This is a genomic window from Pseudomonas oryzihabitans (genome assembly GCF_024652905.1).
Classification (GTDB): domain Bacteria; phylum Pseudomonadota; class Gammaproteobacteria; order Pseudomonadales; family Pseudomonadaceae; genus Chryseomonas; species Chryseomonas benzopyrenica.
Window position 1 is genome coordinate 3,783,217 of sequence record NZ_CP102428.1, and the last position, 23,382, is coordinate 3,806,598.

Consider the following 23,382-nt stretch of genomic DNA (forward strand, 5'->3'; position numbering starts at 1 on the left):
GGGTTCGGAAGGACGCCTGTGATCGATGCGTCAGGCGGCGATCGGCGATCGGCGAGCGCCAGTCGTCGGAGCCGGAGGTGCCGGAGACCTCATGGGTCCAGACGATCTTGCGGTAGGTGAAGTAGACGTCTTCCAGGTGGGTGAAGTGCGCCATGCTCGGGTCCTGGCAGTTGGGCATGCGCGACTGGACATCGACGATGATGGCGTCCTCCAGCTCGATGGTGAAGTAGTGCTCCTGGGTGCCGGTGGCCGAGGTGCGGTACCACTCCAGGCGGCACTTGCCGAGGCGTTCGCCGGAGGTGAGGGCGTTGAAGATCAGCGGCGAGGCCTTGTCGAAGACCTTGGTGATCATCAGCGGCTTGTGCACGCGCTGGCCGGTGGGCTGACCGGACTGGGGATCGCGGGGAATGATCACCTGATGGTTGAAGGCCTGGACCAGGATCTGGTCTTCGTGGCCTTCCTGGAAGATGTTGCCGACCGAGTCCTCGGTAAAGGTGCCAGCGGTGATCAGGCCTTGCTTGGTGCCTTCGAGGGACAGGTACGCGGGGGTTGGCATGGTGCTCTCCTTGCCTGGTGATAGGGCTTCATGGCCCGGGTACCAAGACCTAACAAGGGTTGTGCCAGAACTGAAAAATCCTTTCTGATCAGTGGGTTGAAAAATGACTACAGAGCACGGGCGGAGCGACTGTGCGCTCCTGCGCGGAAATCTGCGCAAGGCCTTGCGCAGAGCGGTTCAAAAGCTGCCCAGTTTCCGGTAGTGGCTTGTTCAGGCGACTACCTGGTGCCGGTACGACCGTGAAAAGGGCCCTGCTGAATCGTAATGACCAAGAGCCTTGGCGACCGTTATGTAGTATAAGTACGGCGCACTACATCCGCCCGCTAGACGAGACACGCCTGTGAACCTCATGCAACACATTGCTCAATCCCGCCACCTGCTGCGCAAGTCGGAGCTCAAGGTCGCCGAGCAGGTCATGGTGGATCCGGCTGCCGTCATGCACAGCTCCATGGCCGACCTCGCCCACAACGTCGGCGTCAGCGAGCCCACCATCGTGCGTTTCTGCCGGGCCATCGGCTGCGATGGATTCCAGGATCTCAAGCTGCGCTTGGCCCAGAGCCTGGCGGCGGGGGCCAGTTTCGGCCAGTTCGCCATCCACGAGAACGATGCGGTGGAAGACTTCAGCCTGAAGATCTTCGACACCACCTTGCACACCCTCATGGACGTGCGCGAGCGCCTGGACATGCGCGCCCTGGAAACGGCCATCGAGGCGATCGCCAAGGCCCAGCGGGTGATGTTCTACGGCTTTGGCGCCTCGGGTTCGGTGGCCAACGACGCCCAGCACAAGTTCTTTCGCCTGCAGCTCAGCGCCACCGCCTATTCCGATCCGCACATGCAGGCGATGTCGGCGGCGACCCTGACGCCTTCCGATGCGGCCATCTGCATCTCCCAGTCGGGGCGTTCCAAGGATCTGCTGATCACTGCCAATCTAGTGCGCGACAACGGCGCCGCGCTGATCACCATCTGCCCGGGGCAGACGCCGCTGGCCGATCTGTCCACGGTCAACATCGCCATCGACGTGCACGAAGACACCGACATCTATGTGCCCCTGACCTCGCGCATCGCCCATCTGGTGGTGATCGATGTACTGGCCATGGGCGTGGCCATGTCCCGTGGTCCGGCGCTGGTCGAGCACCTCAAGAGCGTGAAACGCAGCCTGCGCAGCTTGCGGCTGTCGTCAAAGTCGACCAAGCACAGCGACACCTAATAGTCGTCTCGCTGTCGCCAAACCGTCACCTGTTAGGGTGAAGCTGCCCATTCCGATCCCAGCCCGGAGGAATTGGCATGACCGCTCTCATCCAGCAATCCAGCGTTCGTCTCGACAGCAAGACTCGCAGAAAGCTACAGGATCAACGGCGGATGAAATTCCGCCGTGCCATCGAAGCCCGTGCCGAAGAACAGCGGCTTGCCGTGGAGCTCGATGAACTGCTGTTTCTCAATCAGCTGCTGGACGAACGCCAGGCCCTGCGCCGACAGCAGGCTCCAGGGCAATACCTAACGCATTGATCAGGCTGCGCTGGCCGCGCAGATAGTCGACGAAGGCCTGGGCCACTGGCGACAGCGGCTTGCCACGGACCTGGACCACGCACCAGGAACGTCGCAGCGGCAATTCGGCGACGTCCAGCTCGACTAGGCTGCCGGCGGCGAGATCGCTGCGAATGGCCTGGCGCGGCAGCAGGGCCAGCCCGAGGCCGGCGCGGACCGCTTCGCGTTGTGCCTCGAAGGCGCCGATCTCCAGTTGTTCGGCGAAGTGGGCGCGCTTCTGCTTGAGATAGTCCTCGCAGGCCTGGCGCGTGCCGGAGCCGACTTCGCGCACCAGCAGCGGATAGGTCGTCAGGTCGCGCAGGCTCAGCCCGCGGCGCCCGGCCAGAGCATGGCCCGGGCGCGCCACGGCGACGATGGCGTTGTCCAGCAGCGGCAGGAACTCCAGATCCGTGCCGCTCGGCACGCCGGACATCAGCGCCACGTCTTCGCGATTCTCCGTCAGCCTTCGTAGCACCCGGGCATGGTTGCCCACGGTCAGCGCCAGATCGACCTGGGGATGGCTGCTACGAAACTGGCTGAACAGGTGCGGTGCCAGGTACTGGGCGCTGCTCTCCACCCCCAGGCGTAACTGGCCGTGCAGGGCACCGCGCAGATTCGACAGCTGCATGTCCAGGCTGCCCAGCCGGGCGAAGAGATCACGCCCGGTCTGGCGCAAGGCCTCGCCGGCTTCGGTGAGATAGAGGGTGCGATTGACGTAGTTGAACAGCGGCGCGCCCACCACCTCTTCGAGTTGGCGCACCTGCAGGCTCACCGCCGGCTGGGTGAGCGCCATGATGTCGGCCGCGCGGCTGTAGGAGCGGGCCTCGCAGACGGCCTCGAACACCTGCAGCTGGCGGAAGGTGAGTCGCATCAAGGGCTTGCGCATGGGCATCGGCGAGATACATAAGGGATGACTTATGGAGTATCCAACAATTATTTATTTTCCATAAGAGAGGCCCTGGCGTAGCTTCGGATCACCGGCAATAACAAGCGGCTGCAGGTTGCAGCAGACAAGGAGCCAGGTGTGATCAAGAAGATACTTATCGCCAATCGGGGCGAGATCGCCGTGCGCATCGTGCGTGCCTGTGCCGAAATGGGCATTCGTTCGGTAGCGGTCTATTCCGACGCCGATCGCCAAGCGCTCCACGTGAAACGTGCCGACGAAGCCCATGGGATCGGCAGCGATCCGCTGGAGGGCTATCTCAACCCGCGCAAGCTGGTGAACCTGGCCGTGGAGACCGGCTGCGATGCCTTGCATCCCGGCTATGGCTTCCTTTCCGAAAACGCCGAACTGGCGGAAATCTGCGCCCAGCGCGGTATCCGCTTCATCGGGCCGTCCGCCGAGGTCATTCGCCGCATGGGCGATAAGACGGAAGCGCGGCGCAGCATGATCGCCGCCGGCGTGCCCTGCACCCCGGGCACCGAAGGCAACGTGGCGGACATCGCCGAGGCCCTGCGCGAAGGCGATCGTATCGGTTACCCGGTGATGCTCAAGGCCACCTCCGGCGGCGGCGGGCGCGGTATCCGTCGCTGCAACTCGCGCGAGGAGCTGGAGCAGGCCTATCCGCGCGTGATTTCCGAGGCGACCAAGGCCTTCGGCTCGGCCGAGGTGTTTCTCGAGAAGTGCATCGTCAATCCCAAGCACATCGAGGCGCAGATCCTCGCCGACAGCCACGGCAACACCGTGCATCTGTTCGAGCGCGACTGCTCCATCCAGCGGCGCAACCAGAAGCTGATCGAGATCGCCCCCAGCCCCCAGCTGACCCCCGAGCAGCGCGCCTACATCGGTGATCTCGCCGTGCGTGCCGCCAAGGCGGTGGGCTACGAGAACGCCGGTACCGTGGAATTCCTGCTCGCCGAGGGCGAGGTGTATTTCATGGAGATGAACACCCGGGTGCAGGTGGAGCACACCATCACCGAGGAAATCACCGGCATCGACATCGTCCGCGAGCAGATCCGCATCGCTTCCGGGCTGCCGCTGTCCTTTGCCCAGGAAGACGTCCAGCACCGCGGCTTCGCCCTGCAGTTCCGCATCAACGCCGAGGATCCCAAGAACAACTTCCTGCCGAGCTTCGGCAAGATCACCCGCTACTACGCGCCGGGCGGCCCGGGGGTGCGTACCGACACCGCCATCTACACCGGCTACGTGATCCCGCCGTACTACGATTCCATGTGTCTCAAGCTGATCGTCTGGGCGCTGACCTGGGAAGAGGCCATGGACCGTGGCCTGCGCGCCCTGGACGACATGCGCGTGCAGGGGGTGAAGACCACCGCGCCCTATTACCAGGCCATCCTGCGCGATCCCGAATTCCGCAGCGGGCGCTTCAACACCAGCTTCGTGGAGAGCCATCCGGAGCTGACCCAGTACTCGATCAAGCGCAACCCGACGCACCTGGCCATCGCCATCGCCGCCGCCATCGCCGCCCATGCCGGTTTGTAAGGACAGAACAATGAAAAGCATCCAGATCACCGACACCATCCTGCGCGACGCCCACCAATCGCTGCTGGCGACCCGCATGCGTACCGAAGACATGCTGCCGATCTGCGCCAAGCTCGACCAGGTCGGCTACTGGTCGCTGGAAGTCTGGGGTGGCGCCACCTTCGACGCCTGCGTGCGCTTCCTCAAGGAAGACCCCTGGGAGCGTCTGCGCCAGCTGCGCCAGGCGCTGCCCAATACCCGCCTGCAGATGCTCCTGCGTGGGCAGAATCTGCTGGGCTATCGGCACTACAGCGATGATGTGGTCGAGGCCTTCGTCGAGCGCGCGGCAGCCAATGGCATCGATGTCTTCCGTATCTTCGATGCCATGAACGATGTGCGTAACCTGGAGACCGCCATCCGCGCGGTCAAGGCCAGCGGCAAGCACGCCCAGGGTACCCTCTGCTACACCACCAGCCCGGTACACAGCGTGGCGGCCTTCGTCGACCAGGCCAAGCGCATGGCCGACTTGGGCGTGGATTCCATCGCCATCAAGGACATGGCCGGTCTGCTCACCCCCTATGCCACCGGCGAGCTGGTCAAGGCGCTCAAGGAGGCCCTGACGCTGGATGTGGTGGTGCACTCCCACGACACCGCCGGGGTGGCCGCCATGTGCCAGCTCAAGGCGGTGGAGAACGGCGCCGACCGCATCGACACGGCGATCTCCAGCATGGCCTGGGGCACCAGCCACCCGGGTACCGAATCCATGGTCGCCGCCTTGCGCGATACGCCCTACGACACCGGGCTGGACCTGGAACTGCTGCAGGAAATCGGCCTGTACTTCCATGCGGTGCGCAAGAAGTACCACCAGTTCGAGAGCGAATTCACCGGGGTCGATACCCGGGTGCAGGTCAACCAGGTGCCGGGCGGCATGATCTCCAACCTGGCCAACCAATTGCGCGAGCAGGGCGCCCTCAATCGCATGAACGAGGTGCTGGAGGAGATCCCGCGGGTGCGCAAGGACCTGGGCTATCCGCCCCTGGTGACGCCGACCTCGCAGATCGTCGGCACCCAGGCCTTCTTCAACGTGCTGGCCGGCGAGCGCTACAAGACCATCACCAACGAGGTGAAGCTCTATCTGCAGGGTCGCTATGGCAAGGCGCCGGGCGCCATCTGCGAGCAGTTGCGCAAGCAGGCCATCGGCCAGGAAGAGGTCATCGAGGGACGTCCGGCCGATCTGCTCAGCCCCGAGCTGGCGCGACTGCGTGCCGAGATCGGCGACCTGGCCAAGCGCGAAGAGGACGTGATGACCTTCGCTATGTTCCCCGATATCGGACGCAAATTCCTCGAAGAACGCGCTGCCGGCACCCTGGTGCCGGAAGCCTTGCTGCCCATGCCGTCGGCCGATGGCGTGGCCGCGGTGGGTGGCCAGGGTGTGCCGACCGCCTTCAGCGTTGATGTGCACGGAGAGACCTACCAGGTGGACATCACCGGTATCGGCCTCAAGAGCGAGGGCAAGCGGCACTTCTACCTGTCCATCGACGGGGTGCCGGAAGAGGTGGTGTTCGAGGCCAGCGGCGATTTCGTCGCCGAAGGCGGCCAGCGGCGGCGCCAGGCGGAGCGTCCGGGCGATGTCAGCACCACCATGCCGGGCAACATCGTCGAGGTGCTGGTCAAGGAAGGCGATCAGGTCAAGGCCGGGCAGGGCGTGCTGGTCACCGAAGCCATGAAGATGGAGACCGAGATCCAGGCGCCCATCGCCGGCACCGTCATCGCGGTGCGGGTGGCCAAGGGCGACCGGGTCAATCCGGGTGAAGTCTTGATTGAAATCGAAGGCTGAGATCACTTCGATTTCCCTCGGGGGCCACTAGGCCCCCTTTTTTATGGGCGGTTTCTATCCATTCGATTGAGAAAAAGCACTAACACCTCTCGATAGGGTCTGCTATTTAATATAGCCAAGGCTATAACGATCCCGGGAGGATTCGCGATGCTGAAAGATCTCAAGAGACGTGCCTTGCGTGGTCTGCTGGACAAGCTGCTCGACCAGCCTGCCGAACGTCGTCCGCTGGAGCCCCAGCCCGAGCGGTCGCGCGTTACCCTGGCGCACACCGCGCACTGACCTTCTACCTAGTAGGCAGGGCCGCTTGGTCCTGCCGCGCTGCCTCGCGTGCGTTCCTGCCGAGGCGCCTTTCCCTGCTCGTATCCCTGTCGAGCGTTCTCATCCCAGGTTACAAAGTCTCCCTGCACCTCTGATAGGTTGTGCTATCTAATTTAGCCAAGGCTATAACTACCGAGAGGCTGGCCGGATGCTGGAGAAGACGAAACGCTGGACCCTGATGGGTTTGTTGGGACTGCTGCTGGGCAACCCTGTCCAGGCGGCGGAGCCGTTCAAGGTGGTCACCACCTTCACGGTGATCGCCGACATGGCGCGCAACGTGGCGGGCGACGCCGCTCAGGTGGAGTCCATCACCAAGCCCGGTGCCGAGATCCACAACTACCAGCCCACCCCGGGCGATCTGCTCAAAGCTCGCGATGCCCAGCTGGTGCTGTGGAACGGCCTGAATCTGGAGCTCTGGTTCGAGCGTTTCTTCAGCCGCATGAAGGACGTGCCCAGCGCGGTGGTCTCCCAGGGCGTCGCGCCCATCGCCATCGCCCAGGGCCCCTATGCCGGCAAGCCCAATCCCCATGCCTGGATGTCGCCGCAGGCGGCGCTGGTCTACGTCGACAACATCCGCGATGCGCTGGTGCAGCACGATCCGGCCAATGCCGAGACCTACCGCCGTAACGCCGAGGCCTACAAGACGCGCATCACCGCCACCCTCGATCCCCTGCGCCAGCAGCTGCAGGGGATTCCCGAGCAGCGCCGCTGGCTGGTCTCCAGCGAGGGTGCCTTCAGCTATCTGGCGCGTGACCTGGGCCTCAAGGAACTCTATCTCTGGCCAATCAACGCCGATGCCCAGGGCACCCCGCAGCAGGTGCGCCGGGTGATCGAGACAGTGCGCGCCGAGCGGATTCCGGCGGTGTTCAGCGAGAGCACCGTGTCCGCCGCAGCGGCCGAGCAGGTGGCGCGGGAGAGCGGTGCCCGCTACGGCGGGGTGCTCTATGTAGATTCCCTGAGCGCCGCCGACGGTCCGGTGCCCACCTATCTCGACCTGCTGCGGGTCACCACCGAAACCCTGGTCAAGGGGCTGGCGCCATGATCGCTCTCGACGGGGTCGGCGTGACCTATCGCAATGGCCATACCGCCCTGCGCGACGCCAGCCTGGTGGTGCCCGGCGGGTCCATCACCGCCCTGGTGGGCGTCAATGGCAGCGGCAAGTCCACCCTGTTCAAGGCGATCATGGGCTTCGTGCCCCTGCGCACCGGTCAGGTGCGGGTCGATGACCTGCCGGTGGCCCAGGCCCTGAAGCGTAATCTGGTCGCCTATGTGCCCCAGAGCGAAGACGTCGACTGGGACTTTCCGGTGCGGGTGGAAGACGTGGTGCTCATGGGGCGCTATGGCCGGATGAATTTCCTGCGCCTGGCGCGCGCCGCCGATCACCAGGCGGTGGCCGCCGCCCTGGCCCGGGTAGGGCTGACCGACTTGCGCAAACGGCAGATCGGCGAACTCTCCGGTGGCCAGAAGAAGCGCGTCTTCCTCGCCCGCGCCCTGGCCCAGGACAGCCGGGTGATCCTGCTGGACGAACCCTTCACCGGGGTGGACGCCACCTCCGAGCGCGCCATCATCGAATTGCTCCAGGCCCTGCGCGCCGAGGGTCGCTCGATGCTGGTCTCGACCCATGACCTGGCCAGCATCGAGCGCTTCTGCGACCGCACCGTGCTGCTCGATCGCACCGTGCTGGCCCAGGGGCCGACGGCCGAGGTCTTTACCCGGGAGAATCTGGAGTGGACCTTCGGTGGCGCCCTGCGCCTGTTCGAGGGGGGACGCCAGGCGTCGCAACCGCCCCAGTGGCGAGAGCGTGCCTGATGGAGTGGCTGCTGGAACCCCTGGCCTACGGCTACATGAAAAACGCCCTGGGCGCGGCGGCCCTGGTGGGTGGGCTGTGCGCCTTTCTCTCCGCCTATCTGATGCTCAAGGGCTGGTCGCTGATCGGCGATGCCCTGTCCCATGCCGTGGTACCAGGGGTGGCCGGCGCCTATCTGCTCGGGCTGCCGCTGGCCCTGGGCGCCTTTCTCGCCGGCGGCGCGGCGGCCGGGGCCATGCTGGGGCTGCGGCAGTACACCCGGCTGAAAGAAGACGTCATCATCGGCCTGATCTTCAGCGCCTTCTTTGGTGGCGGGCTGTTCCTGGTCTCGCTGGCGCCGGTGGCGGTGGACATCCAGACCATCGTCTTCGGCAACATCCTGGCCATCACCCCCGAGGCCAGTCGCCAGCTGCTGATCATCGCCGCCGTCTCCCTGTTGGTGCTGCTGCTCAAGTGGCGCGACCTCCTGCTGGTGTTCTTCGACGAGGGCCAGGCGCGTGCCTGCGGCCTCAATCCCACCGGCTACAAGCTGCTGTTCTTTACCCTGCTGGCGCTGAGCACCGTGGCGGCCATGCAGACGGTGGGCGCCTTCCTGGTCATCGCCCTGGTGGTGACGCCGGGGGCGACGGCCTATCTGCTCAGTGATCGCTTCTCGCGGGTGGTGCTGATCAGCGTGGCCATCGGCGTCGGCAGCGGCCTGCTGGGCACCTATCTCAGCTACTTCCTCGACGGCGCCACCGGAGGCTGCGTGGTGGTCCTGCAGACGCTGATCTTTCTGCTGGCCTTCGTGCTGGCGCCGCGTCACGGCCTGCTGGCCAATCGGCGCCGGGCCCGGCAGACGGCGGAGGCGGGCTGATGGACTGGCTGCTGCTGACCCTGGAAGTCGATTTCATGCGCCAGGCGCTGCTGATGGCCGTGCTGGTGGCGGTGCCCACGGCGCTGCTGTCCTGTTTTCTGGTGCTCAAGGGCTGGGCGCTGCTGGGCGACGCCATCGCCCACGCGGTGTTTCCCGGCCTGGTGCTGGCTTCGGCACTGGGGGCGCCCCTGGTCGTGGGCGCCTTCGTCGCGGGACTGGGTTGCGCCCTGGCCACCGGCTATCTCAAGCGCCACAGCCGGGTGAAGCAGGACACCCTCATGGGCGTGGTCTTCTCCGGCATGTTCGGCCTGGGCCTGGTGCTGCACGCCCGGCTGCCCACCGAGCTGCACCTGGACCACATCCTGCTCGGCGATCTGCTGGGAGTGACCCCGGAGGCCTTCTGGCAGATGGCGGTGATCGCCGCCCTGGTGCTGCTGGCGCTGGTCTGTCGCTGGCGCGACCTGCTGGTGCTGGCCTTCGATGCCGCCCAGGCACGGGCCCTGGGCCTGCGGGTGGAGTTGCTGCACTACGGCCTGCTCGGACTCATCGCCTTGACCGTGGTCGGCGCCCTGCAGGCAGTGGGCATGGTGCCGGTAGTGGCCTTGCTGATCGCCCCTGGTGCCACCGCCTTCCTGCTGACCCGCTCCTTTGGCTGGATGCTGCTGGTGGCCACGACGCTGGCCGTGGCGGCCGCCCTGGGCGGGGTGTTGCTGAGCCTGGTCTGGGACAGCGCGCCAGCACCGACCATGGTGCTGCTGCTGACGGTCGGTTTCCTGCTGGCCCTGGCATGGCGCCTGTGGCGGGATCGACGTCGTTCGGGCGACAAGGGCGTTCAAGCGGCCTGATGTAATCAGCTGACCGGCTCTGCCAGGCGTCGCCGGTCACGCTCGCCTCACCTCAGGAGAACCACCATGAAAACCGTCGCCCAGTTGCTCGCCCTCAAGACCCAGCAGGACGTCTACACCATCGCTCCGGACGCCTGGGTGCTCGATGCCCTGCGGCTGATGGCGGAAAAGAACGTCGGGGCCCTGCCGGTGATGCGCGACGGCGAGTTGGTGGGCATCGTCAGCGAGCGCGACTATGCGCGCAAGGTGGCGCTGGAGGGGCGTTCCTCCTATGCCACCCCGGTCAGCGAGATCATGACCGAGGCGGTCATCATCGTGCTGCCGCAGCAGACCGTGGGCGACTGCATGCAGATGATGACCGACCACCACCTGCGCCACCTGCCGGTGATGGGCAATGGCAAGCTGATCGGACTGCTGTCCATCGGTGACCTGGTCAAGGCGACCACCGTGCAGCAGGCGGAGCTGATCCGCCACCTGGAAGGCTACATCCGCGGCGAGTGAGGGCAGCTGTCCCAACCTGTCCCAATTTGCGTAACATCAATCATTACCATCCGTGCCCTTTCCCGTCTGGAGGGTACGCTGCATGGCAAGGTTGCAACGCTTCATCCCTACGCCCCTGGCGCTCGGCCTGGCTGTGGCCAGTCTGGCGATCCAGGCCGAAGAGATCACCGATCTCGACACCACGGTGGTCACCGCCTCCGGCTTCGAACAGCGGCTGGAGGACGCCCCGGCTTCGGTCACGGTGATCGACGCCGAGACCCTGCGCAAGCGCCCGATCCGCGACCTGGGCGATGCCCTGCGCGACGTCGAGGGAGTGGTGGTCAACGGCGCGGCCAACGAGACCGACATCTCCATCCGCGGCATGCCGGGGGACTACACCCTGATCCTGGTCGACGGCAAGCGGCAAAGCGCGCGGGAGTCACGGGTCAACGGCAATCGCGGCTACGAGCAGAGCTTCATCCCGCCAGCCGCGGCCATCGAGCGCATCGAGGTGGTGCGGGGGCCCATGTCCTCGCTGTACGGCTCCGATGCCATCGGTGGGGTGATCAACATCATCACCAAGAAGAACACCGCCACCTGGCATGGCTCCCTGACCACCGACTACATCGCCCAGCAGCACAGCGACCAGGGCAATTCGCGCCAGGGCCAGTTCTTTCTCAGCGGGCCGCTGCACAGCGAATTGCTCGGCCTGCAGCTGTGGGGCCGCTACCTGGATCGCCAGGCCGACGACGACATCGAGCGGACCCAGGGCTTCAGCAAGGCGCGCCATCGCGACCTGACCGGGCGCCTGGCCTTCACCCCGAACGAGAATCATGAATTTCTGCTGGAGGCCGGGCAGACACGCCTGCGCAACGGCGACGGCCTGAGCGACAACTGGGCGACCCGCCAACAGGACAACGACCGTGATCACTGGTCGCTGAGTCACACTGGCCACTGGGCCGGCGGGCTGCGCTCGGACGTGTCGCTGCTGCACGAGGAGACCTCCCGCGAAGGCCTGGCCACGCCGGCGCAGACCGATGTCTATGGGCGCAAGCCGCAGGTCGAGAACACCGTATTCGACGCCAAGCTGGTGACGCCACTGGACGACCACCTGCTCACCACCGGTCTGCAATACAACCGCGGGGAGGTGCAGGACTGGAACCAGGGGCTGAACGATCGCCGTCAGTACTCCTTCGCGGTGACCCAGCAGGCCTTGTTCGCCGAGGACGAGTGGGCCATCACCGACAGCTTCGCCCTCACCGGCGGGCTGCGCCTGGATCACCACGAGCTGTACGGCAATCATTGGAGTCCGCGGCTCTATGGGGTCTGGCATGCGACCCCTGAGTGGACCTTCAAGGGCGGCGTCTCGCGCGGCTTCAAGGCACCGGAAATCCGCGCCGTGGCGCCGGGTTATGCCTATCTGCGGCGCAACCGCTTCGTCATGCTCGGCAATCCGGATCTCAAGCCGGAAACCAGCACCAACTACGAGGTGGCGGCGCTCTGGTCCAACCGGCGCAATCTGGAGGCGGCGGCGACGCTGTTCTACAACGACTTCCAGGACAAGCTGTCCACGGTCACCACCACCGAGCGCTGGAATGGCTATATCCGCATGGACCGCATCAACGTCGACGAGGCGGTGATCCGCGGTGTGGAGCTCAGCGGTGGCTGGGACATCACCGAGGCCCTGCGTCTGGGCGGCAACTTCACCTATCTCGACTCGGAGCAGCGCAGCGGCCCCAACCAGGGTGCGCCCCTGGCCCTGACCCCGGAGCGCAAGGCCAACGTCCGCCTGGACTGGACCCTGTCGGACCGTCTCAACCTGTGGACGGCGCTGGACTACTACGGTGAAGAGTACGACGCCACCCTGACCGGCGAGGCCGCCCCGGCATACACCACCTGGGACGTGGGCGGTGGCTTCGTGGCGACGCGCAACCTGAGCTTCAATGCCGCCATCCGTAATCTGAACGACCGCCGCCTGGACGACGAGACCTATGGCACGGTGAACTACGGCCGGCATCTCTGGGTGAGTGCGACCTTGAGTTTCTAGGGGAGCCAGATGCTCCACGTGGAACCTCTACGTTGTGAGCGCAAGATCGCTGCTGGCACCGTAGCGTGGAAAACGGCGGAGCTTTTTCCACTAGGAAATCCGTTGTGAGGCGCGCCTCACCCCAACCCTCTCCCAGAGGGAGAGGGGGCTAGCCGAGCAGGCGTTCGTGTCCAGCCCCAGCGAAATCCTGATCGATCAGGGTGTCGCTACTTTGGGAATGATTGTTCTGGCGCGACAAGGCCTTTTGTTTGGCCTATCGCGGCCATGGGCCGCTCCTACGGGATATCCGGCTGCTAGGGGGTCGACGGCAGCAGGATCCGCGCGCAGAGGCCGCCTTGCGGGCGATTGTGCAGCTGCAGCTCCCCGCCATGGGCGAGGATGCAGGCGCGGGCGATGGCCAGGCCCAGACCCAGGCCGCGGGCGGAGTCCTGCCCCGGGGGTCGGTAGAAGGGCTCGAAGACCTGCTCCAACTGATCCTCCGGCAAGCCGGGGCCGTCGTCGAGGATGTCCAGCCGGAGCAGCTGTGGCTCGGGCTGCGACAGCTCCAGGGCGGCGCTGCCACCGTGCTGCAGGGCGTTGTCGAGCAGATTGCCCAGGGCGCGCTTGAGCGCCAGCGGACGACCACGGAGCGGTGCCGCGGCGGCGCCCGCCCAGGTCACCTGCTGACCCAGCGCCCGGTAACGCCCGTGCAGGTCCTGCAGCAGGACGCTCAGGTCGACCTCCTGATGGGCTTCGGTCTGGCGTTCGCCACGGATGAAGTCGAGGGTTTCCTGCACCATGGCGTCCAGTTCGGCCAGGCTTTCCTCCATGTCGTCGCGTTCGGCCGAGGGCTCCAGCAGGGCCAGCTGCACCCGCAGTGCGGCCAGCGGGGTATTGAAGTCGTGGCTGATGGCGGCCAGCATGCGCACCCGATCGTCCAGGTGGCGCAGCAGCCGCTCCTGCATCAGCTCGAAGGCCGCGGCCAGCTCCCTGGCCTCACGCGGGCCCTGGCGGACCTCCAATCGACTGCGCTCGCCCCGGCTGAGTCCCTCGGCGGCGCGGGTGAGCCGTTGCAGCGGCCGTACCAGCTGGCCGATCAACAGCCAGGCCAGCAGCAGCACCGGCAGGGCGCCCAGCAGCAGCGACCAACCCAGGGCGGTCAGCCAGCCGTCGCTGCGCGCCGGATACTGCACGGCATTGAGCCAGCGACCGTCCGGCAGGCGCACGCTGCTGCGCAAGCGCAGGGGGGCCCAGCCGGCCGGGGTCAGCGGTGAGGCGCGGGCGGCGTCGCCCGCCAGGCCTTCCAACTGCATCACCAGGCCGTCTTCGGTCTGCCCCAGGCGTCGCGCCAGATCCCGGGTCAGGCGACGTTCCTCGGCGAGCATGGCGAAGGGCGTCACCTCCGGCGTCGCGGCCACCCAGACCTGCGCCGGTGCCTCGGCCAGCACCCGCAGCAGGGCCTGCGCCTGCGCCGCCGGCAGGCGTTCGACCGCGGTACGGGCCACCGCCAGGCGCTCCAAGGCCTGACCATAGGACAGCGGATGGACCAGCGCGCCGGTCTGGTGCAGGACCAGCGCCGCGGCCGCGTGCGCCAGCAGCAAGGCGGCGCAGAACAGCAGACAGAGGCGCGGCGTGATGCCCTGCAGCCAGTGCCGCCAGGGAGCGATCATGGCCCGTCCAGTGCCTCTACCGGGCAATCCAGCAGATAGCCGCGGCCCCAGACGGTGCGCAGCGGCGACTCGCCGGCCGGATCGGTCAGGCGCAGGCGCAGCCGACTGACCTGGCGATCCAGGCTGCGGTCTTCCAACTCACGATCGGGCGGTCGCACCCGGTCCAGCAAGAGATCGCGATGCAGCACGGTCTGGGGCTGGCACAGGAACGCCAGCAGCAGGCGGGCCTCCGCCTGGCCCAGGCGGCGGGTGCTGCCATCGGGATACTGCAGGCGCTGGCTGACGGCGGCGTAGTGCCAACCCGCGAAACGATAGATTGCCGCTGGGATGGACTCGCGCTGATGCGGCGGCGCGGTCGTTTGGGAGCGACGATGCAGGGTGCGAATTCGCGCCACCAGTTCACGCGGTTCGAACGGCTTGGTCAGGTAGTCGTCGGCGCCCTGTTCCAGGCCCAGCACCCGATCGTCCAGTTCGCCCCGGGCGGTGAGCAGGATCACCGGCGTCGTGTCGCGCTGGCGCAGCTCACGGCAGAGACTGAAGCCGTCGCCATCCGGCAGCATCACGTCGAGGACGATGACATCGAAGCGCTGCTGCGCGAGCAGCGCCTTCATTCGCGTGGCATCGGCCGCGGTGGTGGCTTCGAACCCCTGGCGACGCAGGTAGATCGCTAGGGGTTCGCGCAGCTTGCGGTGGTCGTCGACGAGCAGGACGTGGATGGCGGTCACGGCAAAGGAGACTGGTGGTAGCAACCTCTCTAGGATAGCGCTTTGCCCGCCTCCTTGGTATTGCTTCTCATTTGCTGGACGTGACCGCCAGGGCGCTCAGCTGGCGCCCTGCCGCATCGAAGTTCTCCGCCGCCAGCCAACGTCTGAAGCCTGCGTCCACCGTGGGCCATTCGTGATCCAGCAGGCTGAACCAGGCGGTGTCGCGGTTGCGACCCTTGACCACCCGGTGCTGGCGGAACAGACCTTCAGGGCGCATGCCCAGTCGCTCGGCGGCGCGCTTGGAACGGGCATTGGCGTTGTCGCATTTCCACTCCAGGCGCCGATAGCCCAGGGAGAAGGCCTCCTGCATCAGCAGATAGAAGGCTTCGGTGGCCAGGGGCGTGCGCTGCAAGCGCCCGCCAAAGGCCACATGGCCGATCTCGATGCTGCCGTGTTCAGGGACGATGCTCATCAGGCTGAGCTGCCCCAGGGCACGGCCGTCGCGGGGATCCACCACGGCGTAGAACAGCGGATCGCGACCTTCGGCCAGGCCCGCCAGCCAGCCGTCGAAGGCCGCCTGCTGGGTGAAGGGGCCATAGGGCAGAAAGTCCCACAGGGCCGGGTCCTGGTGGTGCAGGGCCTGCCAGAGATCGGCGCCGTGGCGCTGCGGATCGAGGGTTTCCAGGCGTACATGATGGCCTTGCAGCAGGCGCGGCTGAGGCAGGCGGGCCGGGGTCCAGTCGAGGGTGGTCATGCTCTGTCTCCCAGCAGGTGGCGGTACTGGATGAAACCCGAGCGAGTGGCGATGCGGTCGTAGAGCTGGCGTCCCGCCTGGTTGGTTTCCTGGGTCAGCCAGTGCACCCGGTCGCAGCCGTCTGCTCTGGCGCGCGCATAGACGTGCTCGATCAGGGCGCGGCCCAGGCCGCCACCGCGATGGCCTTCGGCGACATAGAGATCCTGCAGGTAGCAGTAGTCGGTCTCGGTCCAGCAGGACGGGTGATAGATGAAGTGCACCAGGCCCAGGGGCCGCTCGCCGTCCCAGGCCAGGGCGCCATGCAGGGGCTGAGCGGGATCGAGCAGGCGCTGCCAGGTGCGGGCGTAGGTGGTTTCCGGCAGCTTGGTTTCGTAGAAGGCCAGGTAGGCCTGCCAGAGGTCGTGCCAGACGGCGCGATCGGTTTCGGTCAGGGGGCGGATGGTCATGGGTGACTCCAAGTCAGACGGGAGAGGGGATCAGGGCGGCCAGGGCCTGGTCGCTGGGTACAGGGCTGGCGGCCAGCCCCTGGCGGACGCCTTCGCGATCGGCGGCGGTGCGATTCTGGCTGAGCTTGGCGATGCCCTGGAGGCTGTCCAGCGGTAGGCGCAGACCACGGATGGCGCGCAGCATGCCCCGCACGAAGTCCGCTGGCGCATCCGCGACCTGCCAGGGCCGGGCGCGCCCGGCTTCGTGCCGGTCGGTGAGGCGCTCCAGCAGCGGTAGCAGGCGCTCGGGATCGTCGAACACCTCGACGCGGCCGCGGGCGTGCACCGCCTGGTAGTTCCAGGTCGGCACCACCCGGCCATGTTCGGCCTTGCCGGGATAGAAGGCCGGGCTGACATAGGCCTGGGGTCCCTGGAACACCGCCAGCACCTGTCCCGCCTCGACCAGCGCCGGGGCCTGGGGATTGCTGCGCGCCAGATGGCCGTAGAGGGTGCCATAGGGGCCCTCGTCGGGCTCAAGCCAGAGCGGCAGATGGCTCACCAGGGGACCGGATGAGGTCTGACTGATCAGCAGCGCCAGGGCATGATCGCGCAGATGCTGGTGCAGCCTGGGCAAGTCTTCGAGACAGAAGGCGGGGTTGGGGTACATGGCAAGGCTCCAGCAACGTCTCGCCATGCTAAGGTCGGCTTTGGCTCCCTGTAAGAGCCAATTCCTGCAACTTTCAGGGTGCCAATCCATGCTGGGATTCGATCCGTCGGGGCTGTTGCTGGAGCCCGGACAGGGCTTGGCGCGCCAGCTTTACCAGGGCCTGCGGGGGCGGATCCTGACTGGTGAGCTTGCCGCCGGGGTGCGCCTGCCGGCCAGTCGCGAACTGGCGCGGCTGCTGGGCGTGTCGCGCAATACCGTAACCGCGGCCTACGAGCAGCTGCTGGCCGAGGGCTTTCTCGACAGCCGCCCGGGCGACGGTACCTATGTCGTGCCCGTGACCCAGGCCCTGACCGCTCCCGATGCCACGGTCAGGGCCACGCCTGCGCCTCCAGCCAGCGTGCCACCCGGCGCGCCGTGCGCCTTTCGCGTCGGTCTGCCAGCGGTGGATCTGTTTCCCTTCGCTACCTGGGCGCGGCTGCAGCAGCGCTTCTGGCGCCAGCCCGAGCCGGCCCTGCTCGGCTATCGCGAACCCGGCGGCGAACTACGCCTGCGGCGCTTGCTGAGCGCCTACCTGCGCCAGGCGCGGGGCCTGGTCTGCGCACCCGAGCAGATCCTCATCACCAGCGGTGCCCAGCAGGCCATCGAACTCTGCGCCCGGTTGCTGCTGGCGCCCGGAGCCCTGGCGGGCATGGAGGACCCTGGCTATCGCGCCGCGGGCCTGGCCTTGCAGAGTGGCGGGGCGCGGTTGCAGGGCGTTGCGGTGGATGGGGCCGGGCTGATGGTGGAGCAGTTGGCAGGGCTGCCGGACTGCCGGCTGGTCTATGTCACCCCGTCGCATCAGTATCCCACCGGCGCGGTGCTGTCCCTGCCGCGCCGCCTGGCGCTGCTGGACTGGGCGCGGCAGGCCGACGGCTGGATCGTCGAGGACGACTACGACGGCGAGTACCGCTACCAGGGCGCGCCGCTGGCGCCCCTGGCCGCCTTGGATCGCCACGGTCGGGTGCTCTATGTCGGCACCTTCTCCAAGATCGCCTTTCCCGGTCTGCGCCTGGGCTATCTGGTGGCCCCGCCCGCGCTGGTGCCGGCGCTGCTGGAACTGCAACGGGCCGGCATCCGCCATCTCGACAGCGCCACCCAGACGGTCATGGCCGACTTCATCGAGCAGGGCCATTTCCAGCGCCATATCCGCCGCATGCGACGTGCGGCGCGTAGCCGCCGCGATGCCCTGCTGGCCGGCTGGCCCGCGGTCGCCGGCTGCGCCCCGCCGGGCGTCCCGGTGGCCGGCCTGCATCTGTGCCTGCCGGTCACCCACCTGGCCCGCGAAGCCGAACTGGTGACCCGGGCAGCCGCGGTCGGGGTGGAGCTCAATGCGCTGTCGCGCTACTGGCTGCCCGAGGGCCCGACCCCGCCCGACGCCCGCGCCGGGTTGGTGCTGGGTTTTGCAGCGGTACCGGAGGCGCGGATCGTCGAGGCGCTGGCCAGGCTGCGGCGGGCCTGGATGGAGTAGTTATGCAGGCAATAACGTTAGTTATGATATTGCCTTGAGATTGTTAGGCCCGACTCAAGTTGTCTGTCATTGCATCGAACCCACTTCTTCACTTTCCACCCGTAATATCGGGATATAATCCAGGCTTCTATCCTGCTAGATAGAGCACCCGCCGTTTTCATGGATGAAACATCATAGGTCGTTTCATCCTGGTTATCCGTTATCTCCAGTAACCAGGAGTCACTTACGTGAGTCAGGCTTCTTTGCTTCCTTCCCGGCCAGTACGCCTTGCTGCGCTGACCGTAGCCATTTCCTTGGGCGTTACCGGCTGCGCCACCGTCGATAATTTTTCCAGCGGCCAGAGTCGCACCGTCAACTGCCTGGCCGGCGGTTTCCTTGGTGCCGCTACGGGCGTAGCCGCGGCTGCGCTGGCCAAGGGCGATGGTGCGACGCTGATCGCCGGGGCCGTGGTCGGTGCCTCGGTGGGTTGTGGCGCGGCTCTGGCCTACAAGAATCGTCTTGAGCGACTCAAGCAGATCGCCGAACAGGAAAAGATCCCGCTACAGGTGGAAACGCTGCAGACCGCCGCCGCTACGCCTTCGGCCGCGCCGCAAGAGGCGGGCCTGGTGGCCCAGATCGCCGACGAAGGTATGTTCCCGATAGGGAGTGCTCAGCTCAACGACGAAGGTCGCCGCAAGATCGGCAAGTTGGCCAGTGCCTATGTGGGCAAGGAAGCCACGCCGATCCTCATCGTCGGCCACACCGATGCCACCGGTACGCCGGCCATTAACCAGGCACTGTCGGAGCAGCGCGCGCGGGCAGTGGCGAGCATTCTGGTCGAGCAGGGCATTTCGCGAGACCGCATGTACTTCCAGGGTGCCGGCGCCTCGCGCCCCATCGCCGACAACAGCAATCCGCTCGAACGCGGCAAGAACCGCCGCGTCGAGATCGTCGAGTTGAATGACAAGGCCATGCTGGTCAAGCGCATCAACGCGGAAAAGAACAACGCCAAGTATCTGGCCCATGGCACCGCCACGGAGTCCGTGGCCAAGCCCGAGGGTAAAAAACCGGTTGTTGCCACTGCGCCGTCGAAAGCGGCCAAGACGACAGATGCCGAGGCGCCTCGGCAGACGAAGCCGAGCTTGGCGAAAATCGATTTCGGCGGTCAGCCGGTTGATAGCGGTGCCTGGAAGCTCGGTCAGGCCCTGCGTCCGAAAAGTGGCGGATTCGCGCTGATTTCCAGTGCCTATGCCCAGGTACCCATGAGCAGCTGTCAGCAGGACGCCCCGCGCGTCAGCGGCGAGGTCAAAAGCTTCGCGACCGGCGCTGCGCTATCTGACCATGTCACGCGCGAATACCTGCCCGGCATGAACGGGCGCGCCTGGGCCGGTCTGGTCAATGGCCATCTTGTGACCCTGTCGCCGGTTGCCGTGCTGCGTGACAACGCTGCGCTGGTGAAGGATCCGAAAGTCTTCATTACCCAGAACTATGAAAAAAACAAAGGCGGACCCAGCGATGCCTATACGGCCGTCGCCAATACCTATGAAGGCGAAGACGCCATTCTCTACCGGGTCTTCTTGGAAAAGCCCGAGCAGGCACCGGTAAGTTGTATTGATGTAGTAATTAAAAAGACCGGCGACAAGAGTATCGACGGCGACCTGTTTTACGACAATGGCACCAAACCTTACATAGCGACTTACGCGCCTGTGCGCGGCTGATTCCGGGGACGAAACATGGAACTTTTCGAGACGTTGACAACAGCGCTGGCGGCTTATCGCTACGCGATATGGCCGCTGATCAGCCTGCTGGTACTGGTCGTGGTAATCATCCGCTGGTGGGATGAGGTTAAGTACTTCTTTCTCAATCTGGGCGTCAGTTTTCCGGTCGTGGGCTTCATCGCCAAGGCGTCTAAACGCGATCTCATGCAGGATCGTGAAGAAGGCGGGACGGCCTGGTACAAGGCCGAGCGTGAACTATGCGCGAAATACCATCGCTATTATGAGCGCGTGAACAAGGACGCAACCTTCTACGACAAATGCGCGAACTATCTGAACAAGGTGGAAGAGCGTGGCCGCAAACCTACGGGATTGCCCCTGTGGATCGGCAGCATCTTTCTGGTGATCCTTGAGGCGTTCATCTTCGCTCTGGTACTGGCGCCTTTCATTGCCAACAATATTTCCGCCAATCAGGCGGAATTTTCGGCCATCGTCATCTCCCTGCTGATCGGTACCATTCTGGTTCCTGCTACCCACCTCATGGGTGCCGAGATTCACCGCAACGGCCTTATCCGCAAAGCCCGCGAATGGCATCGGCAGGCTCGGCGCAACAACAACGCCAAGGATCTTCAGGCCGATGCCAACGTCGATCTGGACCGTACCGGCCTCGATGATAAAGAGCCCAAGTACCTGCATATCATCAATCGAGTAAAGCACAACGCCACGGTCTCCCCGACCTGGTGGACCACTATCATTGCTACGGCGCTTATTCTAACTCTGGCCATTGGTGCCTATTTTATCCGAGCGTCCACCATCAACGAGCTGGAAACCCAGCAGGTAAACGGTTCGCCCTATGCGTCGGGTAGCAGTTCGGCGCTCATCCCAGACGCTTCGCCTTTCCAGTTGCCCAGCGAAGCCACTGCCGATGGTCAGGCGGCTGACCAGCGTGCGGCCAGTGAAGTGGCTGGCGATCGGATCTTCGCCTACAAACTCACCTTCTTCATCCTGTCGGTCATTTTCATCGGCGTACAGATCATCGGCATCCTGATCGGCGTTTTCCGTTCGTTCGCCGGCACCCAGTCACGGGAAGCAGCGGGCTATATCTCCGGCTTCAGCAGTGCCAGCGAATTCGCGGCCTATCAGCAGAGTCAGCGTGATCGAGTCGCCCGAGATGCCGAGGCCAAGCTCAGCAGTCTGCAAGAGCGGATCGAGCATCGTCATTCTCTAGGCGGTAGTGCCGACCGTGGTCTGCGTCGGAGCTTTGCGCTCTATGCCAACGAGAAAGAGCGGCAGAACAGCGAAAGTCAGCGGCAGAAAAAAGCGCATCAGGCTGCCAGCGAGCTGGAAGCGATGCGTGAGGCGCTTGATACCGCCAAGCAAAAACAGGCGTTGCAGCGTGAATTGGCTGCGCTCAACAACGTGGCTGCTGTTGCTGAAACCTCAGCTCCTGAGCGTTCGTCGAGCGCGACCGTTGAAGCACCAGCACCAGCACCAGCACCAGCACCAGCATCTGTATCGGCACCGGCACCTGCCCTAGAGCAGAACGCCTTGATCGCCAACCTGGGCGACCTCACGGTCTATTCGCCCGAAGAACTGACCGCCATCGGCGAAGAACTGGGTGTCGACAGCGCCGCACTGCTGAGCAAGCAGAAAGTTCAGATGGCGATAAAGCGTGCCAAGAAAGAGGGTGCCTGAAATGCGCCTGACCACAACCTTGGCAATTGTGTGCCTATTGTTGGCGCCTGCGACAATGGCGGCTGAACGTAACGACTTGCCGAGCTGTTACCGCTATGCGCAATTGGCCAGCGAACAGCCAGCCCCCTCGGGGCGAGCGTTGACGGTGGTCATCGATGAAACGGTCAATATGCCCCAGGCGCTCAAAAGCAGTGCCTGGGAGCACACCCTGAGATACCTACAGCCAGGCGACAGCATCAAGCTCTATCAATTTTCGGCTTTGTTGCAGAACAACTACATGAAGTTGCAGTTTGCCGGCATCCTGGAAAAACCGTTGGTTGGGAAGGTGCGTAACCATATCGGCAACGCCAGCCTCAAGAAGCTCGATACCTGTCTGCAACAGCAGGCCGCTTTTTTCCAGAAGACGTTCGGCAAGCAATTCGTCGAGAGTTTCGGCAAGCCTAACGAGGAGATATCGCGCAGTGAAATCTTCGCCAGCCTCAAGAAGATTGGCGAAGACCTAGGCCAGGAGCCTAGCGAGGATCAGATCATTCTGCTGGTATCAGACATGCTGGAGAACAGCGACTTCGGCAGCTTCTATCAAGCCAACCGCATTCGTGGAATCGACCCTGCAGCTGAGCTGGCCAAGGTAGAGAAGAAGGAGCTGTTCGCCCAACTGGACGGCGCCCGGGTGTATGTCATGGGTGCGGGCTTGATCGGTGACGATGCCAAGGGTGCCTATCGTTCTGGCAAGGTACTGCAGAGTCTCGAACGTTTCTGGCAGGGCTATTTCGAACGTTCCAATGCCAGGCTCGTCAGCTTCGGTACGCCGGAGCTGACGACCGATCTCAAGTAGTGGCTGGATCCTGCTGCCATAATTGCGATTTCAAAGGATCACTCCGCCTGTACCGGGTGCGATCCTTTGAGGAGCAGCTTTTCCTACGCTGACGTCATCCAGCACGATCGGCATTCATCCCGGTTGGCGCCCAGTCAATCAGCTCGCACCAGGATCCTGTCTCGCTGTCTGTTGCATAGCGGCTTTTGCCTGAGGGCCATAGGTGGCTATGGCGTCCTCGACTTGTCTTCGATCGTCGAAATCCAGATCGTTACGAAGTCTGCGGTATTCGCGACGCCTGGCCTTCAATTGATCGATACAGGCCTGATCCGGCTCTGATTTCGCCTCTTCTGCCTGGATCAACCGCGAACAGTTGGCCATCAGCGATTCAAGACAAAAACGCGCCGTTTCAAAACGGGACAGCTTTTGAGTAGTGGTTTCCGTTTCAGTCATGTGGCCTCCGCTTCCGCTTATAAACAGCGAGGATCAGCGAGTGACTAGAGACAGCAAGACGCTATCGACCGCGTTGCCGACGGTGCCATTCATCCACCACATCGCCCAGGGTCTTGGGTACTCCCCTGCGGATCCACGCCATGAGGTCGCGATCGAAGCGGAAGGCCTCGCCACAGGCCGCGAGCATGAAACGGCGAACGTTCTGCGTGTGCCTGTAGTGCCGATCAATAACGGCGGCACGAGTCAGCTCGGCACCATGCCAATCCACTTTCATCCTGGCTACTCCGGTGGTGAGGCGTCGATCGGACGTCAGTGCTTCGCAGCCTAGCCA

Annotated in this window: 23 protein-coding genes and 1 pseudogene; 15 read left to right on the plus strand and 9 right to left on the minus strand. The window is 64.8% G+C overall.

Features of this window, described 5'->3' with window-relative positions:
• Positions 1-43 precede the first annotated feature (43 nt).
• Positions 44-556, minus strand: a pseudogene (locus NRG74_RS17555) (Hcp family type VI secretion system effector); the annotation flags it as partial.
• A 340-nt stretch (positions 557-896) separates the two neighbouring features.
• Here NRG74_RS17555 and hexR point away from each other — a divergent pair.
• Both hexR and NRG74_RS17565 read left to right on the plus strand, forming a co-directional pair.
• A complete protein-coding gene (gene hexR, locus NRG74_RS17560; protein ID WP_257704928.1) occupies positions 897-1,763 on the plus strand; it encodes a transcriptional regulator HexR in 867 nt (288 codons plus the stop codon).
• 77 nt (positions 1,764-1,840) lie between these two features.
• Positions 1,841-2,062 (plus strand): PA3496 family putative envelope integrity protein, encoded by a 222-nt coding sequence (locus NRG74_RS17565; protein WP_257704929.1) that lies wholly within the window; start codon positions 1,841-1,843, stop codon positions 2,060-2,062.
• On the opposite strand, the gene NRG74_RS17570 is transcribed toward NRG74_RS17565, so the two are convergent.
• A complete protein-coding gene (locus NRG74_RS17570; protein ID WP_173148799.1) occupies positions 1,992-2,966 on the minus strand; it encodes a LysR family transcriptional regulator in 975 nt (324 codons plus the stop codon). The genes NRG74_RS17565 and NRG74_RS17570 overlap by 71 nt on opposite strands.
• A gap of 138 nt (positions 2,967-3,104) precedes the next feature.
• Between NRG74_RS17570 and NRG74_RS17575 the strand changes: the two genes are divergently transcribed.
• The 9 genes from NRG74_RS17575 to NRG74_RS17615 all read left to right on the plus strand — a co-directional run bounded on the left by NRG74_RS17575 (position 3,105) and on the right by NRG74_RS17615 (position 12,689).
• Entirely contained in the window at positions 3,105-4,520 is a 1,416-nt protein-coding gene (locus NRG74_RS17575) for an acetyl-CoA carboxylase biotin carboxylase subunit (RefSeq protein WP_064307073.1), read from the plus strand.
• Between the two features lie 10 nt (positions 4,521-4,530).
• Positions 4,531-6,336, plus strand: coding sequence for a sodium-extruding oxaloacetate decarboxylase subunit alpha (gene oadA / locus NRG74_RS17580; RefSeq protein WP_093252969.1), 1,806 nt, complete (start codon positions 4,531-4,533; stop codon positions 6,334-6,336).
• 147 nt (positions 6,337-6,483) lie between these two features.
• The gene (locus NRG74_RS17585) at positions 6,484-6,615 is read left to right on the plus strand and encodes a hypothetical protein (protein WP_257704930.1); all 132 of its coding nucleotides are present in this window, start codon (positions 6,484-6,486) and stop codon (positions 6,613-6,615) included.
• Between the two features lie 187 nt (positions 6,616-6,802).
• Entirely contained in the window at positions 6,803-7,696 is an 894-nt protein-coding gene (locus NRG74_RS17590; protein WP_184289345.1) for a metal ABC transporter substrate-binding protein, read from the plus strand.
• Positions 7,693-8,463 (plus strand): metal ABC transporter ATP-binding protein, encoded by a 771-nt coding sequence (locus NRG74_RS17595; RefSeq protein ID WP_257704931.1) that lies wholly within the window; start codon positions 7,693-7,695, stop codon positions 8,461-8,463. The genes NRG74_RS17590 and NRG74_RS17595 overlap by 4 nt, the downstream gene beginning before the upstream one ends.
• Positions 8,463-9,317 carry a metal ABC transporter permease gene (locus tag NRG74_RS17600; RefSeq protein ID WP_017639177.1) on the plus strand — a complete coding sequence of 285 codons (855 nt, stop codon included), beginning with the start codon at positions 8,463-8,465 and terminating at the stop codon, positions 9,315-9,317. Before NRG74_RS17595 ends, NRG74_RS17600 begins: the two co-directional genes overlap by 1 nt.
• Positions 9,317-10,162 (plus strand): metal ABC transporter permease, encoded by an 846-nt coding sequence (locus NRG74_RS17605; protein WP_093252975.1) that lies wholly within the window; start codon positions 9,317-9,319, stop codon positions 10,160-10,162. Before NRG74_RS17600 ends, NRG74_RS17605 begins: the two co-directional genes overlap by 1 nt.
• 66 nt (positions 10,163-10,228) lie before the next feature.
• Positions 10,229-10,663, plus strand: a complete 435-nt coding sequence (locus tag NRG74_RS17610; protein WP_017639179.1) for a CBS domain-containing protein — start codon at positions 10,229-10,231, stop codon at positions 10,661-10,663.
• A gap of 82 nt (positions 10,664-10,745) precedes the next feature.
• Positions 10,746-12,689, plus strand: a complete 1,944-nt coding sequence (locus NRG74_RS17615) for a TonB-dependent receptor domain-containing protein (RefSeq protein ID WP_257704932.1) — start codon at positions 10,746-10,748, stop codon at positions 12,687-12,689.
• 293 nt (positions 12,690-12,982) lie between these two features.
• Here the strand turns inward: NRG74_RS17615 and NRG74_RS17620 are convergent, their stop codons facing one another.
• The 5 genes from NRG74_RS17620 to NRG74_RS17640 form a co-directional block, all read right to left on the minus strand.
• The gene (locus tag NRG74_RS17620) at positions 12,983-14,338 is read right to left on the minus strand and encodes a sensor histidine kinase (RefSeq protein ID WP_257704933.1); all 1,356 of its coding nucleotides are present in this window, start codon (positions 14,336-14,338) and stop codon (positions 12,983-12,985) included.
• On the minus strand, positions 14,335-15,063 hold the full coding sequence (locus NRG74_RS17625; protein WP_257704934.1) for a response regulator transcription factor: 729 nt from the start codon (positions 15,061-15,063) through the stop codon (positions 14,335-14,337). The genes NRG74_RS17620 and NRG74_RS17625 overlap by 4 nt, the downstream gene beginning before the upstream one ends.
• A gap of 67 nt (positions 15,064-15,130) precedes the next feature.
• Positions 15,131-15,796, minus strand: a complete 666-nt coding sequence (locus NRG74_RS17630) for a GNAT family N-acetyltransferase (protein WP_257704935.1) — start codon at positions 15,794-15,796, stop codon at positions 15,131-15,133.
• Complete coding sequence (locus NRG74_RS17635) at positions 15,793-16,242, minus strand: GNAT family N-acetyltransferase (RefSeq protein WP_017639184.1); 450 nt, start codon at positions 16,240-16,242, stop codon at positions 15,793-15,795. The genes NRG74_RS17630 and NRG74_RS17635 overlap by 4 nt, the downstream gene beginning before the upstream one ends.
• A 13-nt stretch (positions 16,243-16,255) precedes the next feature.
• Positions 16,256-16,888, minus strand: coding sequence for an FMN-binding negative transcriptional regulator (locus NRG74_RS17640; protein ID WP_257704936.1), 633 nt, complete (start codon positions 16,886-16,888; stop codon positions 16,256-16,258).
• Positions 16,889-16,976: 88 nt separating this feature from the next.
• On the opposite strand from NRG74_RS17640, the gene NRG74_RS17645 reads away from it, so the two are divergent.
• From NRG74_RS17645 to NRG74_RS17660, 4 genes are all read left to right on the plus strand, one after another.
• Entirely contained in the window at positions 16,977-18,395 is a 1,419-nt protein-coding gene (locus NRG74_RS17645) for a PLP-dependent aminotransferase family protein (protein WP_257704937.1), read from the plus strand.
• Between the two features lie 227 nt (positions 18,396-18,622).
• A complete protein-coding gene (locus tag NRG74_RS17650; RefSeq protein ID WP_143075248.1) occupies positions 18,623-20,092 on the plus strand; it encodes an OmpA family protein in 1,470 nt (489 codons plus the stop codon).
• 15 nt (positions 20,093-20,107) lie between these two features.
• Positions 20,108-21,784: a hypothetical protein gene (locus tag NRG74_RS17655; protein ID WP_017639187.1), complete on the plus strand. Its 1,677-nt coding sequence runs from the start codon at positions 20,108-20,110 to the stop codon at positions 21,782-21,784.
• A 1-nt stretch (position 21,785) separates the two neighbouring features.
• Complete coding sequence (locus tag NRG74_RS17660; protein ID WP_257704938.1) at positions 21,786-22,619, plus strand: hypothetical protein; 834 nt, start codon at positions 21,786-21,788, stop codon at positions 22,617-22,619.
• 138 nt (positions 22,620-22,757) lie between these two features.
• On the opposite strand, the gene NRG74_RS17665 is transcribed toward NRG74_RS17660, so the two are convergent.
• Complete coding sequence (locus tag NRG74_RS17665; protein WP_153015330.1) at positions 22,758-23,051, minus strand: hypothetical protein; 294 nt, start codon at positions 23,049-23,051, stop codon at positions 22,758-22,760.
• Positions 23,052-23,112: 61 nt separating this feature from the next.
• Positions 23,113-23,325: a DUF6434 domain-containing protein gene (locus tag NRG74_RS17670; protein ID WP_017639190.1), complete on the minus strand. Its 213-nt coding sequence runs from the start codon at positions 23,323-23,325 to the stop codon at positions 23,113-23,115.
• Between the last annotated feature and the right edge of the window lie 57 nt (positions 23,326-23,382).